The organism is Pandoraea sp. PE-S2T-3 (genome assembly GCF_002179965.1).
Lineage (GTDB): Bacteria > Pseudomonadota > Gammaproteobacteria > Burkholderiales > Burkholderiaceae > Pandoraea.
The window spans coordinates 1-17,236 of record NZ_NGUQ01000015.1; the positions used below are offsets into that span (position 1 = coordinate 1).

13 protein-coding genes are annotated in these 17,236 nt (G+C 61.8%); 4 read left to right on the plus strand and 9 right to left on the minus strand.

The annotated features are described in order from the left end of the window. Together CDV46_RS12245 and aceE are read right to left on the minus strand one after the other, a co-directional pair. A partial coding sequence (locus CDV46_RS12245; protein ID WP_303395613.1) for a biotin/lipoyl-containing protein occupies positions 1-409 on the minus strand: 409 nt, incomplete at its 3' end. Positions 410-506: 97 nt separating this feature from the next. Then, a complete protein-coding gene (gene aceE / locus CDV46_RS12250; protein ID WP_058379240.1) occupies positions 507-3,194 on the minus strand; it encodes a pyruvate dehydrogenase (acetyl-transferring), homodimeric type in 2,688 nt (895 codons plus the stop codon). Positions 3,195-3,536: 342 nt separating this feature from the next. Between aceE and CDV46_RS12255 the strand changes: the two genes are divergently transcribed. From CDV46_RS12255 to CDV46_RS12270, 4 genes are all read left to right on the plus strand, one after another. Beyond that, positions 3,537-6,020 (plus strand): PAS domain-containing sensor histidine kinase, encoded by a 2,484-nt coding sequence (locus CDV46_RS12255; RefSeq protein ID WP_058379241.1) that lies wholly within the window; start codon positions 3,537-3,539, stop codon positions 6,018-6,020. Next, positions 6,017-6,643 carry a response regulator transcription factor gene (locus CDV46_RS12260; RefSeq protein ID WP_058379242.1) on the plus strand — a complete coding sequence of 209 codons (627 nt, stop codon included), beginning with the start codon at positions 6,017-6,019 and terminating at the stop codon, positions 6,641-6,643. The genes CDV46_RS12255 and CDV46_RS12260 overlap by 4 nt, the downstream gene beginning before the upstream one ends. A 252-nt stretch (positions 6,644-6,895) precedes the next feature. After that, on the plus strand, positions 6,896-7,750 hold the full coding sequence (gene folD, locus CDV46_RS12265) for a bifunctional methylenetetrahydrofolate dehydrogenase/methenyltetrahydrofolate cyclohydrolase FolD (RefSeq protein WP_087722797.1): 855 nt from the start codon (positions 6,896-6,898) through the stop codon (positions 7,748-7,750). Positions 7,751-8,168: 418 nt separating this feature from the next. Continuing rightward, positions 8,169-10,247, plus strand: a complete 2,079-nt coding sequence (locus tag CDV46_RS12270; protein ID WP_087723262.1) for a M3 family metallopeptidase — start codon at positions 8,169-8,171, stop codon at positions 10,245-10,247. Positions 10,248-10,394: 147 nt separating this feature from the next. Here the strand turns inward: CDV46_RS12270 and CDV46_RS12275 are convergent, their stop codons facing one another. From CDV46_RS12275 to hflK, 7 genes are all read right to left on the minus strand, one after another. Continuing rightward, positions 10,395-11,033, minus strand: a complete 639-nt coding sequence (locus CDV46_RS12275) for a DUF4189 domain-containing protein (RefSeq protein ID WP_087722799.1) — start codon at positions 11,031-11,033, stop codon at positions 10,395-10,397. A gap of 297 nt (positions 11,034-11,330) precedes the next feature. After that, the gene (locus tag CDV46_RS12280) at positions 11,331-11,867 is read right to left on the minus strand and encodes a phosphoribosyltransferase (RefSeq protein ID WP_087688100.1); all 537 of its coding nucleotides are present in this window, start codon (positions 11,865-11,867) and stop codon (positions 11,331-11,333) included. Positions 11,868-11,894: 27 nt separating this feature from the next. Then, on the minus strand, positions 11,895-13,235 hold the full coding sequence (locus CDV46_RS12285) for an adenylosuccinate synthase (protein WP_087722801.1): 1,341 nt from the start codon (positions 13,233-13,235) through the stop codon (positions 11,895-11,897). Positions 13,236-13,308: 73 nt separating this feature from the next. Continuing rightward, entirely contained in the window at positions 13,309-14,469 is a 1,161-nt protein-coding gene (locus CDV46_RS12290; RefSeq protein ID WP_087688102.1) for an ATP phosphoribosyltransferase regulatory subunit, read from the minus strand. Between the two features lie 39 nt (positions 14,470-14,508). Beyond that, positions 14,509-14,700, minus strand: coding sequence for a DUF2065 domain-containing protein (locus CDV46_RS12295; protein WP_058379249.1), 192 nt, complete (start codon positions 14,698-14,700; stop codon positions 14,509-14,511). A 72-nt stretch (positions 14,701-14,772) separates the two neighbouring features. Continuing rightward, complete coding sequence (gene hflC, locus CDV46_RS12300) at positions 14,773-15,672, minus strand: protease modulator HflC (RefSeq protein ID WP_058379250.1); 900 nt, start codon at positions 15,670-15,672, stop codon at positions 14,773-14,775. A 12-nt stretch (positions 15,673-15,684) separates the two neighbouring features. Further along, positions 15,685-17,040, minus strand: a complete 1,356-nt coding sequence (hflK, locus tag CDV46_RS12305) for an FtsH protease activity modulator HflK (RefSeq protein ID WP_087688103.1) — start codon at positions 17,038-17,040, stop codon at positions 15,685-15,687. Positions 17,041-17,236: the final 196 nt, after the last annotated feature.

The following is a 17,236-nucleotide window of genomic DNA, read 5'->3' on the forward strand; positions in this document are numbered from 1 at the left end:
CCGGCACCTTCACGTCGATCTTGCTCGCACCGCCAGTGGCAGCCGGCGCGGCCGGTGCTGCGGGTGCCGGAGCCGCCGGTGCCGCAGCTGCGGCAGGGGCGGCTTGCGGTGCAGCGGCAGGCGTGGCGGCCGGGGCAGCAGCGCCGTTGGTTTGTGCGCCCGAACCGTTGACGGTCTCGAGCGTCAGGATCAGCGAACCTTCCGACACTTCATCGCCAACCTTCAGGCTCAGTGCCTTGATAACACCGGCCACCGGGCTCGGCACATCCATCGTGGCCTTGTCCGACTCCAGGGTGATCAGCGCCTGCTCGGCGTCGATCTTGTCACCCGCCTTGACCAGTACTTCGATCACGGGCAAGTCCTTGAAGTCACCGATGTCCGGGACTTTCACTTCGATCACTTGACTCATTTTCCACAGTCTCCTCGAGGCTGCGCTTGTCGTGCGGCGCGCGTCCGCCTGCCGCTGGGGGGCGGCTGGCGGACACTTCTGCCGCGCGAAGCGGCCTTTAGACGGTCATCGGGTTGGGTTTATTCGGATCCAGGTTGTACTTGGCGATCGCTTCGGCAACCTTGCTTGCCGGCAGCGTGCCTTCGTCGGCCAGCGCCTTGAGCGCAGCGACCGTCACCCAGTTACGATCCACCTCGAAGAAGTGACGCAGCTTCTCACGCGTATCCGAGCGGCCATAGCCGTCGGTACCGAGCACCACGTAACGACCGCGCACGAACGGACGAATCTGATCCGCATACGTACGGATGTAGTCGGTCGATGCGATGACCGGACCACGCGTATCGTTCAGGCACTTCTCGACGTGCGACAGGCGCGGCGTCTCGGTCGGGTGCAGAAGATTGTAGCGTGCCACGTCATTGCCTTCGCGCGACAGCTCGGTGAAGCTCGGGCAGCTCCACAGATCCGATTCGACGCCCCAGTCGTTCTTGAGCATCTCGGCCGCAGCAATCACTTCGTTGAAGATCGTGCCCGAACCCAGCAGTTGCACGCGCGGTGCCTTGCTGTTGTCCACGCCGCGGCGGAACGCATACATCCCCTTCAGGATGTCTTGCTCCACGCCTTCCGGCATGGCCGGGTGTGCGTAGTTCTCGTTCATCACGGTCAGGTAGTAGTACACGTCTTCCTGATCCTGCACCATGCGGCGCAGACCGTCCTGAACGATCACGGCGAGTTCGAAGGCGAACGTCGGATCGTACGGCAGGCAGTTCGGAATCGACGACGCCCACAGCAGCGAGTGACCGTCTTCGTGTTGCAGGCCTTCACCGTTGAGCGTGGTGCGACCAGCGGTACCGCCGATCAGGAAACCACGGGCGCGCATGTCGCCAGCGGCCCAGGCCAGATCGCCGATGCGCTGGAAGCCGAACATCGAGTAAAAGATGTAGAACGGGATCATCGTCTCGCCGTGCGTCGAGTACGACGTCGCGGCAGCGATCCAGTCGCACATGCCGCCAGCTTCGTTGATGCCTTCCTGAAGGATCTGACCGCTCTCCGACTCGCGGTAGAACATCAGTTGATCCTGATCCTGCGGGATGTAGCGCTGGCCGACCTGACTCCAGATACCGATCTGGCGGAACAGGCCTTCCATACCGAACGTACGCGACTCATCCGGCACGATCGGCACAATACGCTGACCCAGCGCCTTGTCCTTGAGCAGCACGTTGAGAATACGCACGAACGCCATCGTCGTCGAAATCTCGCGGCCTTCGGCAGTCGCCTTGAGCAGTGCGTCGAAGGCGGTCAGGGCCGGTACCGGCAGCGAAGCGGCCTTGGTGCGGCGCTGCGGCAGGTAGCCACCGAGTTCCATGCGGCGTGCGCGCATGTACTCAAGCTCCTTCGAACCTTCTTCGAACTTGACGTACGGCACGTCGGCAATTTCGTCGTCGGTGAGCGGCAGCTTGAACTGGTCGCGGAATTTCTTGAGCGACTCCACCGGCATCTTCTTCTGCTGGTGGGTGATGTTCATGGCCTGACCGGCTTCGCCCATGCCATAGCCCTTGATGGTCTTGGCCAGGATGACGGTCGGTTGACCCTTGTGCTGCGTTGCCGACTGGTAAGCCGCGTAGATCTTGTGCGGATCGTGACCGCCGCGATTCAGCGCCCAGATGTCTTCGTCGGAATAGTCGGCCACCATGGCCTTCAGTTCAGGCGTGTTGAAGAAGTTCTCGCGCACATAGGCGCCGTCCTTCGACTTGTACGTCTGATACTCGCCGTCCACGCATTCCATCATGCGCTTCATCAGCAGGCCCTTGCGATCACGGGCGAGCAGCGAATCCCAGCGGCTGCCCCAGATGACCTTGATGACGTTCCAGCCGGCACCACGGAACTCCGATTCGAGTTCCTGGATGATCTTGCCGTTACCACGCACCGGACCGTCCAGGCGCTGCAAGTTGCAGTTGATCACGAACACGAGGTTGTCGAGACGCTCGCGCCCGGCCATGCCGATCGCGCCCAGCGATTCCGGCTCGTCCGTTTCGCCGTCGCCCAGGAAGGCCCAGACCTTGCGGCCTTCGGTCTTCACGATGTTGCGCGACTCGATGTACTTCATGAAGCGAGCCTGATAGATCGCCATGATCGGGCCCAGGCCCATCGACACCGTCGGGAACTGCCAGAAATCGGGCATCAGCCACGGGTGCGGGTACGACGACAGACCGCCGCCGTCCACTTCCTGACGGAAGTTCTCGAGCTGGCTCATCTCCAGACGGCCGAGCAGGTACGCGCGGCTGTAGACGCCCGGCGACGAGTGGCCTTGCACGAACACCAGATCGCCGCCGTGCTTGTCCGACGGGGCGTGCCAGAAATGGTTGAAACCGACGTCATACAGCGTCGCGGCCGAGGCGAACGAGGCGATGTGGCCGCCGACGTTCGTGTCCTTGCCGGCACGCAGCACCATCGCGATCGCATTCCAGCGGGTGTACGAGCGGATCTTGTGCTCGATTTCCTGGTCGCCCGGGATACGGGCTTGCTGGTCGACGGGGATGGTGTTGATGTAGGGGGTGTTCGCCGAGAACGGGAGATGTTCGCCGTTGATACGGGCGAATTCAATCAACTTCTCAAGCAGGTAGTGGGCACGGTCCGGGCCCTCCGCAGCCAGCACGCCTTCGAGCGAGGCCAGCCATTCTTGCGTTTCTTGGGGATCGGCGTCCGCAGGGGACACGATCTTGAGGGCTTCTTCAGGTACGGCGGACATGGTGTCTCCTTGTCTGTCGTTAGCGGGTTGGCGTAATGGTCGATACCCGCTTCATGGACGGGCCCACCGGCATTTTTACCGGGGCATTGTACGAAGGATATTCCTGCCTTCGCAAGCGAAATTTCAGATTACGATAGTAAATTTCATAGTGCGAAATTCTGTTGCAGTGCACATAAAATCAAGGGCTTGGAGATGCCATCTCAACACGGTTTGTTGGCGTACCGATCGGTCTCAGTGGCGTTTTGAGCGGGCGTCTTACCGAAAACCTCGGACGCTTCCGAAAAGCAGCGCTTGCAAGGGCAAAGGCGCAGGAAACCGGCCGGCCTGCGCTACAATCTCGGCATGCTTTCGCCACGCCTCGCCAACTCCGCCCCACCGTCCCGGACCGCCACCACGCCCGCCCGCTCAAACCGCTGGCTGCAAGGGTTCGCGGAGTCGCACTACTACTTGCTGGTGCCGCTCGTCTCCATTGTGATCTTCCTCGTGGTGATGAGTCTGATCCTGTGGAGCCTGAACCGTCGTGAGACCGAACAGCAACAGGACACCCTCTATCGGAACGTGGCATGGGCGCAGCAGCAGATTCGCCTGAATATGCTGGCCATTCAGGACCAGATCAGTTCCCTCGCGCGTGATACCGCCGCCAAGCCGCAGGACATTGCGCACTTCCAGAACACGGCCAGCGAGCTGATGCAGAATCATGCAGACATTGTCTTCATGAACTGGCTCGATGCTGGGCAACGCCCGAAGTGGGCCGTGCCCGCCGACTCGCCATTCGCCTCGCGCTTGCAGGGCACCGCACAACACCCGATGGAGGATGAGTTGCTGGTGGCGTTTCGCGCTGCACGAGACTCCCGGCGCTCGGCCTACTCCACGTTGATCTACGACGCCTCGGGGGCGAGTTACATCGTCGTACAGGTACCCGTGCTTCGAGAGCGTGAGTTTCTCGGCACGATCAGTGCGGTCTATTCGGTGGAAGGCCTGCTGATTCACGAGTTGCCGCAAGAGCTTGGCGACAAGTTCAAGGTGTCGTTCATCGACACGCACAACAACGAACTCGCAACCACATCGACGCGCCCGCCGTTGCCGCGCGACGTCTCCTATGAATTGCTGCTCGATCCGCCCGGCCATAGCCTCGCGGTGCGAATCTACTCGTATCCGGCAGTCGGCAACTTCGTCAACAACACACTGGTCTGGCTGATTGCCGGGTTGTCGTGCTTCGTGCTGTGGAGTCTCTGGAGTCTGTGGCGGCACACACGCCAGCGCTTCGAAGCCCAGCAGGCGCTGTTCAACGAAACGTCTTTCCGGCGCGCGATGGAAAACTCCATCGTGATCGGCATGCGCGTACTCGATCTGCAAGGCCACATCACTTATGTGAATCCGGCGTTTTGCCGCATGACGGGCTGGGATGAGCCCGACCTCATGAACCGGGCGCCGCCTTACCCGTATTGGCCGAAAGACGACATTCACGAGATGCAGCGGCGCATCGACATGACGCTGCGCGGCAAGGCGCCCTCTCACGGGTTTGAAATTCGCGTGCAGCGCAAGGACGGCACGATCTTCTACGCGCGCATGTTCGTCTCCCCGCTCGTCGACGCGCACGGCCGGCAGACCGGCTGGATGTCGTCACTCACCGACATCAGCGAACCCAAGCGCGCACGTGAAGAACTCGCCGCTGCGCATGAACGCTTCACGACCGTGCTGGAAAGCCTCGACGCGTCGGTGTCCGTGCTTGCGGTCGACAAGGCCGAGTTGCTGTTTGCCAACCGCTATTACCGCCAGTTGTTCGGCACGCGCCCGGAAGGTCACCTCGAACTCTCGGGCGGCGGCGAGTTGTCGCCCACCTCGCTCGATCACATCGACATGGTCGATGCTTTCGCCGGATTGCCGGCGGCATCGCTGACCGATACGGCAGCGGAGACGCAGGAAATCTATCTGCCCACGCATCAGAAATGGTTCGAAGTGCGTCGCCAGTACATTCAATGGGTGGACGGTCATCTGGCGCAGTTGCAGGTCGCCACGGACATTACTGCGCGCCGCCACGCAGAAGAATTGGCACGCCAGGAGGAGGAACGGTTACAGTTCACTGGCCGTCTAACGACCATGGGCGAAATGGCCTCGTCGCTCGCACACGAACTGAACCAGCCGCTCGCGGCGATCAACAACTACTGCATGGGCACGGCCGCCCTGGTACGCGCGGGTCGCACGTCGCCGGAAACGCTGTTGCCGGCACTGGAAAAGACGTCACAGCAAGCGGTTCGGGCAGGCATGATCATCAAGCGCATTCGCGCTTTCGTGAAACGTAGCGAGCCGAAGCGTCAACCGTCATCAATCTATGAGATCGTGGCGGATGCCGTGGGCCTCGCCGAGATCGAAGCGCGCAAGCGCCGGGTGCGCATCGTGACCGAGCTGCCGGCAGGACTGCCACAGATTTACGTCGATCCGGTGTTGATCGAACAGGTGCTGGTGAACCTGTTGAAGAATGCGGCAGAAGCGATGCACGGCTATACGCCGCCGCCCGGCCAGCGACGCGACCTGACGGTGCGTCTGCACGTTGAGCGACGCGACAAGTCGATTGAATTTCAGGTGTCCGACCACGGCCCAGGCGTGGACGAAGCCACCATCGAACGGTTGTTTGAACCGTTCTTCAGTACTAAATCGGACGGCATGGGCATGGGCCTGAACATCTGCCGCTCGATCATCGAATCGCATCACGGCCGTCTGTGGGTAGAAAACAATGAAGTCGACGGCGTGCGGAATGGTTGTACTTTTTGTATTCTGTTACCGTTAGAAGGCGATACGACATCCGGATCCGGGGGAGGACTATGACGACACCAAACACCAATATCGATCAAGAAACTGTCTTTGTTGTCGATGACGACGAGGCGGTGCGCGATTCGCTGCGCTGGCTACTTGAAGCCAATGGCTACCACGTGCGCGGCTTTGAAAGCGCCGAACAGTTTCTTTCGCACTACGACCGACGTCAGGTAGGCTGCCTGATTCTCGACGTGCGGATGGCCGGCATGAGCGGCCTGGAGCTTCAGGAACAGTTGATCGCGCAGAAGATCAACATCCCGACGATCTTCGTGACGGGCCACGGTGATGTGCCGATGGCCGTCAACACGATGAAGAAAGGCGCGATGGACTTCATCGAAAAGCCTTTCGACGAAGCGGAACTGCGGGCGCTGGTGGAGCGCATGCTCTCGAAAGCCCGCCAGGACGCCAGCAGCCAACGCGAGCAACAACAGGCCGAGGAACTGCTCTCGCGCCTCACCGGCCGCGAACAACAGGTACTGGAACGGATCATTGCCGGCCGCCTGAACAAGCAGATTGCCGACGATCTGGGCATCAGCATCAAGACGGTCGAGGCTCACCGGGCCAACATCATGGAGAAGCTGAACGTCAACACGGTCGCCGACCTGCTGCGTCTCGCCCTGTCCAAACGCTCGTGAGTCTCGCCTGACCAGGGCTTTCTGAGCACAACGCTGCCCCGCCGCCCACCCGGCGGGCAGTCAGCGGCAACGATACCCACCTTGCATTCCCCCAAGGGCCGGCACACCACCGGCTCGCGCAAGGTGCCCCCTCCCGTCACCATCAGCGCGCCGCTATAATACGGTCTTTGCCGTCTGCCACCTGCCTTGGCCGACGCTGCCGTATCCGGCCTCTCAGGCCAGCCCCCTTCCTTCACACGATACCCACGCACCATGACCGCCACCCTCATCGACGGCAACGCCCTCGCCAAACGCATTCGCGCGGAAGTTGCCACGCGCGCCGCCGCCCTCACCGCCCGTGGCCATCAGCCCGGCCTCGCCGTCGTTCTGGTCGGCGAAGATCCGGCCAGCCAGGTCTACGTGCGCAACAAGGTCAAGGCCTGCGAAGACAACGGCCTCCACTCGTCGCTCGACCGCTACCCGGCCGACCTGACCGAGACGGCGCTGCTCGCCCGTATCGATGAGCTCAACCGCGATCCGAAGATCAACGGCATTCTGGTGCAACTGCCGCTGCCGAAGCACATCGACAGCCACAAGGTGCTCGAAGCCATTGCACCGGAAAAGGATGTGGACGGCTTCCACGTCTCGAACGCCGGCGCCTTGATGACGGGTGCGCCGCTGTTCCGTCCGTGCACGCCTTATGGCTGCATGAAGATGCTGGAGTCGGTCGACTTCCCGCTGCGCGGCGCGGTGGCTGTCGTGATCGGTGCATCGAACATCGTCGGTAAGCCGATGGCCATGATGCTGCTGCAAGCGGGCGCCACCGTCACGATCTGCAACAGCAAGACGAAGGATCTGGCCGCGCACACCCGCAACGCCGACGTGATCGTTGCCGCCGTCGGCAAACGCAACATCGTCACTGCCGATATGGTCAAGCCGGGCGCCGCAGTGATCGACGTCGGCATGAACCGCGACGACGCCGGCAAGCTGTGTGGTGACGTCGACTTCAACGGCGTCAAGGACGTGGCAGGCTTCATTACGCCGGTGCCCGGTGGCGTCGGCCCGATGACCATCACGATGCTGCTGGTCAATACGATCGAAGCCGCTGAGCGCTCGCTGGGCGCCTGAGCGTCTGGCTGCCCCGATTGACGGGCTTGTGAAGGAACGTGGCCGACGGCCAGACGGGTCTCGCCGCGTTCCTCCCGAGCACACCACAACGGGGTGCACCACCCCGGCGTAACTTTCGCACCGCGCGTGCATCGCGACTCTCGCGCTTCCGCGCTTCCCCGCTTCCCCGCTTTACGCTTGCTTAACTCCTGCCCTACGCCCGCCCGCTCCCGCTCCACTCCTCCTCTGCAACCGCCTCATGCCTGCTTTCCCGCCGCATTAAGGCCGTTTGCAGATGCACCGACGCTTCCCCGTCCGCCTCGGCCTGACACCGCCCTTCATGGCAATCCCCAATCAATCCAGTTGAAAAAAACGACTGGAAAAATCGCAGGGATGCCCCCACACTCTTCGTAAGCCCCTTCAAGTGGACATCGATCGCATGAATACGCCGCAAACCAATCCCCTGCTTGATACCGAAGGACTCCCCCGCTTCGCCGATATTCGCCCCGAGCACGTGACGCCCGCCGTCGACGTTCTGCTCGAGCAGGCGCGTGCCGCGGTGGACCGGGCGGCGGATCCGTCAACACCGGCGACATGGGCCAACATTCTCGACGCCGTGGAAGACGGCACAGAGGGCCTTGGCCGCGCCTGGGAAATTGTCGGACACCTGAACGCCGTGGCCGATACGCCCGAACTGCGCGCGGCCTATAGCGACAACCTGCCGCGCGTCACCGAGTTTTCCGCCAGCGTTGGCCAGAACCTCGCATTGTTCGACAAGTACAAGGCCATCGCCGCGGGCCCCGAATTTGCCGGTCTCACGACCGCTCGCAAGAAGATTCTCGATAACGAAATGCGTGGCTTCCGCCTGGGCGGTGCCGAGCTTCCCGAAGACCAGAAGCCGCGTTTTGCCGAGATTCAGGAAGAGCAAGCTCACCTTGGCAAGGCCTTTTCCGACCACGTGCTCGACGCGACGAACAAGTTCTCGCTGGTGATCACCGATGAGCAGGAAATCGCCGGCGTGCCTGAAGACGACAAGGCCGCCGCACGCGCCGCCGCCGAGCGCGACGAAGTTGAAGGCTGGAAATTCACCCTGCATTTCCCCTCCTATTTCCCCGTGCTGCAATACGCCGACAACCGCGCCTTGCGCGAAAAGCTCTACCGCGCCAACGTGACACGCGCCTCGGAGCTTGGCCCGCAATACGGCGAGGGCGAGGCCGAGTGGGACAACACCAAGATCGTGGTGGAGCAACTCGCCTTGCGCCGCGAAGAAGCACAGATGCTCGGCTTCAAGAATTACGCCGAAGTGTCGCTTGAACCGAAAATGGCCGAGTCCCCGGCCCAAGTGCTCGAATTCCTCGAAGATCTGGCCAAGCGCGCCCGTCCGTACGCCGAGAAGGATTGGGCGGAGTTGCAGGACTTTGCTGCGAAGTCGCTCGGCATCGACAAGCTCGAACCGTGGGACACGGCTTACGCTTCCGAAAAACTGCGCCAACAACGTTATGCCTTCTCGGAGACGGAAGTTCGCCAGTATTTCCCGCTGCCGAAGGTGCTGGATGGCCTCTTCCGCGTGGCCGGCACCTTGTTTGGCGTGACGATTCGCCCGCAAGACGCCGAGACGTGGCACCCGGATGTGCGCTTCTTCCGTATCGAGCGCGACGGCGAGTTGGTGGCCCAGTTCTACATGGATCTGTTTGCCCGGGAAGGCAAACGCGGCGGCGCATGGATGGACAGCGCCCGCACGCGCAAGCGCTTGCATGACGGCGCGCTGCAAACGCCGGTCGCCTATCTCGTCTGCAACTTCCCGGCGCCCGTGGGCGACAAGCCCGCGCTCTTGCCGCACGACGACGTCATCACGCTGTTCCATGAGTTCGGTCATGGACTGCATCACATGCTCACGCAAGTGGAAGACGCAGGCGTTGCCGGCATCAACGGCGTGGAGTGGGATGCCGTCGAGTTGCCGTCGCAATTCATGGAAAACTTCTGCTGGGAATGGGATGTGCTCGAGCACATGACCGCCCACGTCGAGACTGGCGCACCGCTGCCGCGCACGCTGTTCGACAAGATGATCGCCGCCCGTAACTTCCAGAGCGGTCTGATGATGCTGCGTCAGGTGGTGTTCTCGGACTTCGACATGCACCTGCACTATGACTTCGACCCGCGTGGCCCGGAGTCGGTGCTCGACGTCTCGCGTCGTATCAACGACCGCCTGCACGTGACGCCGCAAGCCGAGATTTCGCGCTGGCCGAATACGTTCAGCCACATCTTTGCCGGTGGGTATGCCGCGGGCTACTACAGCTACAAGTGGGCGGAAGTCCTCTCGGCGGATGTGTACGCAGCGTTCGAAGAAGCGGCGAAGGTCAGCGGCACGGTGCTCGACACCGCGACGGGGACGCGCTATCGCGACGAGATTCTCGCCGTCGGTGGCAGCCGCGAAGCGATGGAATCGTTCATCGCGTTCCGTGGCCGCGCGCCGCAAGTCGATGCACTACTGCGACACAGCGGCATGTCGGCAAGCTGAGCAAGCTTGTATTGGATTGACCCGATCGATGTCGGATCGGTAGTGAAGTACGGGCCGAGAGGCCGAGGGGCGGATCCTGAATCACTCAGGATCCGCCCCGTTTCCTTTGGTCATTCGGGCGAGCGTCGCTGACGCGCACGGGCGCTTTCAACTATCGTCATCGCAGCCGTTCGGACGCCACACGTAGCTGTTGGTCTCCCGATCGAGACACCGTGCCGCCTGAAACCGCACGGTGCAGCCGTTCTCGTACGTCCGCACGCACTCGCCGTTGTTACAGCGTGTTTGCATGCGCACCACCTGCCCTGTTGGAATCCGGCACTGTGGCTGGGGTGCCTGAGCCGCTTGCGGCGCAGGCGGGCGTTTGCCGGGACGTTGCCCGCTGTCATACCAGACCTGCGCGTTGTCGATCGCGCAATCGCCACCGCGCTGGCAGACCACGAACGCATCTTGCACCGCAGCCGCCTTTTCGTCGCCGAGCGCCACGCCAATCTCGCCATTGCTCGCGTGAACGACTGACCAGTAAGCCGGCCCATTGCCCGCCATGATGATCTCGCAACGCCCGCCCCCGCGTCGACCCGGGGCAAGCTGACTACGACATTTGTCGAGGGCGACGAGCTTGGCCTTCGCCATGGACGTCTGGTTGCCCACGAAGACGTAGCGCAGCGTCCCTCCCGAGCGAATTCCGGCGACGGCAGCCGCAGCGAAGCTCTGCGTGCTGGCGAGCGCCATCACGCCGCCAAATATCGCGAGACTGATCAGAGAAAGGATGCGAAGCCACATCGTCATGACGGTGCCGCGGGTGCCGCTCGCGCGGTGTCTGCGTTGAATGAATCGATACCGCCATCAGACCATAGTCATGAGGCATACGATGCGGCGAGAAGAAGGGAGTTTTGTCGCCGTTTTTGCGGCTTCCGAGCCCGCTCACACTGCGGCCGAAGTTGCTCCGGCATACCTTTTCAGGACATTTATCCGCGCCTCACAAAGCAAAACAGGCGGTACACCTTTCGGTGCCACCGCCTGCATCGCGAGGCATCCGCCTCGCCGGAAACACCTGTCGGCGCCTCCGCTCACAGTTTCAAACGCTCAGGTACCGCGCTTGATCCACGCCGACAGATTGTGCGGGCGCAGCGTGTCGTACTCTTCGAACGGCTGGTGAATCCAGGGGTTCGTCGCCAGATAATCGACGGCGTAGTCCGGTGCCACCTTCGAGCAAGCCTTGTGCCACAGCACGGCCGAGCGCACGTCGGTCACCTTCGGGAAACGCTCCTTCAGGTGGCTGCCCACGCGCTCGAGCGTCACGCCCGAATCGACCAGATCGTCGACCAGCAGCACGCGGCCTTCCAGCTCGCCGCGCGTGATGGTGATGTACTGGGCAATGTCGAGGTCGCCGCGAACGGTGCCTTCGGCCTCACGATACGAGCTCGTCGCCAGAATCGCGAGGGGCACGTCGTAGATGCGTGCAAGCTGGTCGCCCACACGCAAGCCACCACGGGCCAGACACAGGATCTTGTCGAATTTCCAGTTGGACTCATAGACCTTGAGCGCCAGGCGCTCGATCAGTCGATGGTATTCGTCCCACGAAACCCAGAGGTTCTTATCGTCGTTTTGGGGCAGATTCATGGTGTGCCGTTCCAATCCTACGGGGTCTCAGTTCTTGAACGGGTGACGCAGGAGAATGGTCTCCTCGCGATCCGGACCGGTCGACACCATATCGATCGGAATACCGCTCACTTCTTCGATGCGCTTCAGGTAGTTCTGCGCTTCCACCGGCAATTGATCCCACGACTTCACGCCGAACGTGCTTTGCGACCAGCCCGGGAAATCTTCGTAGATCGGCTCGCAACGGGCCACATCCACAGCACCACGCGGCAGGATGTCGACCGTCTTGCCGTCAATCTTGTAACCCACGCACAGACGCACGGTTTCGAGGTTATCGAGCACGTCGAGCTTCGTCATGCACAGACCGGTCACACCGTTGATCTGAATCGAACGCTTGAGCGCAGCGGCATCCATCCAGCCCGTGCGGCGCGGACGGCCGGTCACCGAACCAAATTCCTTGCCCACCGTCGCCAGTTGCAGGCCGATGGCTTCCTGACGCGCGGGATTGTCCGCATCGTACAGTTCACTCGGGAACGGGCCTGCGCCAACGCGCGTGCAATAAGCCTTGGTGATGCCGAGAACGTAATGCAGTTGCTGCGGACCGACACCAGCACCCGCCGACGCGGCACCGGCCACGCAGTTGCTGCTGGTCACGTACGGGTACGTGCCATGGTCGATGTCGAGCAGCGTGCCTTGGGCACCTTCGAACAACAACTTTTGGCCTTCGCGGTTCGCCGCGTAGAGCAATTGCGACACGTCGGCGATCATCGGACGCAGACGTTCGGCGTAGCTCAGCATCGTATCCAGGGTTTCCTGGAAGTCGACGGCCTTCGCGCCCAGATACTGGGTCAGCACGAAGTTGTGATAATCGAGGTTTTCGCGCAGACGGGCGGCGAACGTTTCCGGATCGAAGAGATCCTGCACGCGCAGCGCGCGGCGGCCAACCTTGTCTTCGTACGCCGGGCCAATGCCGCGACCGGTCGTGCCGATCTTGCTGGCGCCACGGCGCGCTTCGCGTGCCTGGTCGATGGCGATGTGGTACGGGAGGATCAAGGTACAGGCTTCGGAGATGCGCAGACGGCCGCAGACATTCAGGCCAGCGCCTTCGAGTTCGCCGATTTCCTTGAACAAGGCTTCCGGCGAGAGCACCACACCGTTGCCGATGTAGCAGGTGACGCCTTCATGCATGATGCCCGACGGGATCAGGCGCAGGATCGTCTTCTTGCCGCCAATGATGAGCGTATGTCCGGCGTTATGGCCACCCTGGAAACGCACCACGCCTTGCGCGTGATCGGTCAGCCAATCGACGACCTTACCCTTTCCTTCGTCGCCCCACTGGGTTCCGATAACGACGACATTGCGTCCCTGATTCAAAGCATTGCCGGACATAACAATAGTTGGTTTGGTTAAAAACGTATTCTACCCGTGTTGGGGTACGCTAGTGCCGCTTTTTTCAGCGGATTCACCGGGGTGTCACAACCCACTGGCCATCTTTCTCAACGAGAACGCGGTCTCCCGTGAACTCCTCGAAGTCTTGATCGTGGCCCGGCAGCATGCGGATAACCACCTCACCGGCGTCGCGCAGGCTCTCGATCTTGGCACGCAGTCCCGGCACATCGTCCGCAGGCGCCAAAATCGCATTACTACGCGCTTCTACCGGCGAAATTGCGGCCAACTCACGCAAATCCAACGAAAAACCGGTTGCCGGACGGTCGCGTCCGAATGCCTGACCAACCTTGTCGTAACGGCCGCCGCGAGCAATCGCGTTCGGGATGCCGTCGACGTACGCCGCGAACATCACGCCGCTGTGATACTGGTAGCCGCGCAGATCGGCCAGATCGATCGACAACTCGGCCTGTCCGTCCTTGCTCTGCGACGCCGCCAGATAGTCCAGATCGTCCAGGGCCGCCTTCACGCCGGGCAGGTCAGGCAAGACCTTACGGGCACGCGCCAGCGTCTCGGCGGGCTCGCCGTATAGCGTGGTGAGCGCCAACAGTGCGTCGCGCACATGGGCCGGCAAATCCTGCGTCAGCGCCTGAAGCTGGGGGACATCCTTCGTCGCCAGCGCGCCGAACAACTCGCTTTCCCGCGCCTCGGCCACCGGCACGCTGTCGATCAGCGCCTCAAGCACACCCGCGTGGCAAAGGTCGATACGAATTTGCTTGAGACCTGCCAGACGCAGACAGAACAGCAGCAACTCCTGAATCTCGAGATCGGCTTCCAGCCCGCCATGACCGAAGATTTCCGCACCAATCTGGAATGGCTCACGCGTGGCGAGCAAGTTGCGCGGGCGCGTGAACAGCACGCTGCCGGCATAGCACAGGCGCGTCACGCCCTTGCGATTGAGCAAGTGGGCATCGATACGGGCAATCTGCGGCGTGATGTCGGCGCGAAGCCCCATCGTGCGGCCGGAGAGCTGGTCGACCAGCTTGAACGTGCGCAGATCTAGGTCGTGACCGGTGCCGGTCAGCAGCGACTCGACGTACTCGAGCATCGGCGGCATGACGAGTTCATAGCCGTAGGTGCGGAAACGATCGAGCATGAGCCGGCGCAGATCTTCGATCTTGCGCGCCTCGGACGGCAGCACGTCGGCGATATTTTCAGGGAGTAGCCAGTTCGGCATGGGTATTTCGGTATTCAGACGGCGCGCAAAGCGCACCTTTTAGTGATCGGCCAGCAGCATCAGAATCAGCCCCAGCGACACGGCGGCCAGACCGAAGAATCGGATCTGGCCGGACGGCATTTCCGTTATTTTACGAAAACTTTGCCGCCACCGGTCCGGGGCGACGAACGGAAACAATCCCTCGACAATCAGCATGAGGGCCAAAGCGAGAATGAGGGTGCTGCTGGTCACGGGGGGACTCGGCCAAAATGCCACCGCCCGCGGTTGACGCGGGCGGTGGCGGCTACTCGGGTGTCAAGGGGGCTATTTTCCCGCTTTTCCGGCTGTCGCGCCAGCACCGCCCGAACTCCGCATGAAACGGAAGAAGTCGCTGTTCGGATCGGCAATGATCACGTCCTTCTTGTCACGGAAGGTCGCCTTGTACGCTTCGAGGCTCTGGTAGAACTGAGCAAACTGCGGGTCACGGCCAAACGCCTGCGCGTAGATGTTGGCGGCGGCGGCATCGCCCTCACCCTTCACCTGCTGCGCCTTGGCGTAGGCTTCGGCCACGACGACGTCACGTTGACGGTCGGCATCGGCACGAATCTGCTCGGCTTCTGCGGCACCGGTCGAACGCAACTCGTTCGCCACACGCTTACGCTCGGCAGCCATCCGGCTATAGACCGAATCGCTGATGCCGGCAGCCAGATCCACACGACGCATACGCACGTCGACGATCTCGATACCCACTTGCGCAGCATCCTCGCCAACCTTCTGCTTGACCCACTGCATCACCTGCTCACGCTGCGACGACACGACTTCAGTCACCGTGCGCTTTGTAAAGGCTTCCTGCAAGGCCGAGCGAATTTGCTGCGTCAGACGATCCTGCGCCAGACGGTTGTCGCCCTTGAAGCTCACATAGAACTTGCGCGGATCGACAATGCGCCACTTCACGTACGAGTCGACGATCAGGTTCTTCTTCTCGGCCGTGATGAAGCGTTCCGGCTCCGGGTTGTCGATCGTCATGATGCGCTTGTCCAGATACAGCACGGTCTGGAGCGGCGGCGGCAACTTGAACTTCAGGCCCGGCTGGCCATAGACATCCTTGATTTCGCCGAGCGAAAACACGACGGCATAACGACGCTGATCCACCACGAACATGGTCGAGGCAAGCACGATCAGCAAGACGATCAGCGCGACAATAATGGTTCCAATACGGTTCATGCGCTTATCCCCTTAGCGTGAATCGCGGTCGCGGTTGCGCAGTGCCGCGCGCGATCGATCATGGTCGATATCCGTGGCATCGTCGGCAGCCGCCGAGCCCGTCGCAGCGTTCGTGCCCGCACCGGAGGCCGGTGCCGGGGTCGACGCGTCGCTGCGTGTGCGATCCATGATCTTGTCCAACGGCAAATACAACAGGCTGTTGTTCTTCGAGTCCACCATGATCTTCGTGGTGCGCGAGTAGATCTGCTGCATCGTATCGAGATACATGCGCTCGCGAATCACGCCAGGCGCCTTGGCATAGGCTTCCTGCACCGACTTGAAGCGATCGGCATCACCCTGCGCCTGCGACACGACGCGCGCCTTGTAACCGGCCGCCTCTTCGGTCAGACGCGATGCCGTACCCTTGGCACGCGGAATCACATCGTTGGCATACGCCTGTGCTTCGTTCTTGGAGCGCTCCAGATCCTGACCGGCCTTCACGGCATCGTCGAACGCGGCTTGCACCTGCTCCGGCGGCTGCACGCTTTGCATCGTCACGCTCGTGACGAGAATGCCCGTCTTGTACGTGTCGAGAATGCGCTGAATCGACGTGACCAGTTCGTTGGCGATTTCTTCGCGGCCGGAATACAGCACGAAGTCCATCTTGTTCTTGCCCACGATTTCGCGCACGGCGGTTTGCGCGGCAAGATTCACCGACGATTCGGCGTCCACGTTATTGAACAGGAACTCGGTCGCATCCTTGATCCGGTACTGCACAGCGAAGCGCACGTCGATGATGTTCTCATCGCCGGTGAGCATCGACGAATCCTTCAGTGCGGTATCGCGAACGGTGCTCGAACGGCCAACTTCGACCGATCGGATCTGCGACATGTTCACGATCTCGACCGCTTGGATCGGATACGGCAGGCGCCACTGAATACCCGAGGTCGTCGTGTATTTGTACTTGCCGAATTGCGTGACGACGCCGACCTGCCCTTCCTGCACGATGAACACGCCGGTGGCGAGCCAGATCAGGAAAGCGATGGCGACGACAATGCCGACACCGATACCCGAGCCGCGCGAGCCGCCCGTGTAGTTGTTGGAACCGCCACCATTACCGCCTCCGCCGCCCTTGCGGCCGAAGATACGGTTCAGACGGCGATTGAAGTCGCGCCAAAGTTCGTCGAGATCCGGCGGACCATCCTGCTGCGGGCCTTGCGGTCCACGCGGGGGTTCTTTCTGATCTTGAGGATTAGGCGTGTTTGAACGGTCGGGCCGATTCGGCTCCTGATTGCCGGACGGCGTATCGCCGCCGCCGTCCCGCCCCCAGCGCGGGTCGTTCAGGGAGAAAGTCAAGCCAACTCGTCGCATCAAAGCTCTTGGAAGCATAGGTAGAAGCGTGGTGACTGAAGCGGTCTTGGCGTTGCGACCGGCGCGCCGCGTTTCGGAGCGCGCGTGTTGCCGGTTGCGCGTGGTTCCCGAATCTGGTGTGCCGATCGGCGGCCTTGCCCGGCCTCCGTCTAGTCTCTTGCCAGTTCGTCACCCGTTTCAGGCGGTGCTGCCAGTGTTCCCCGCGGCAGCCGCA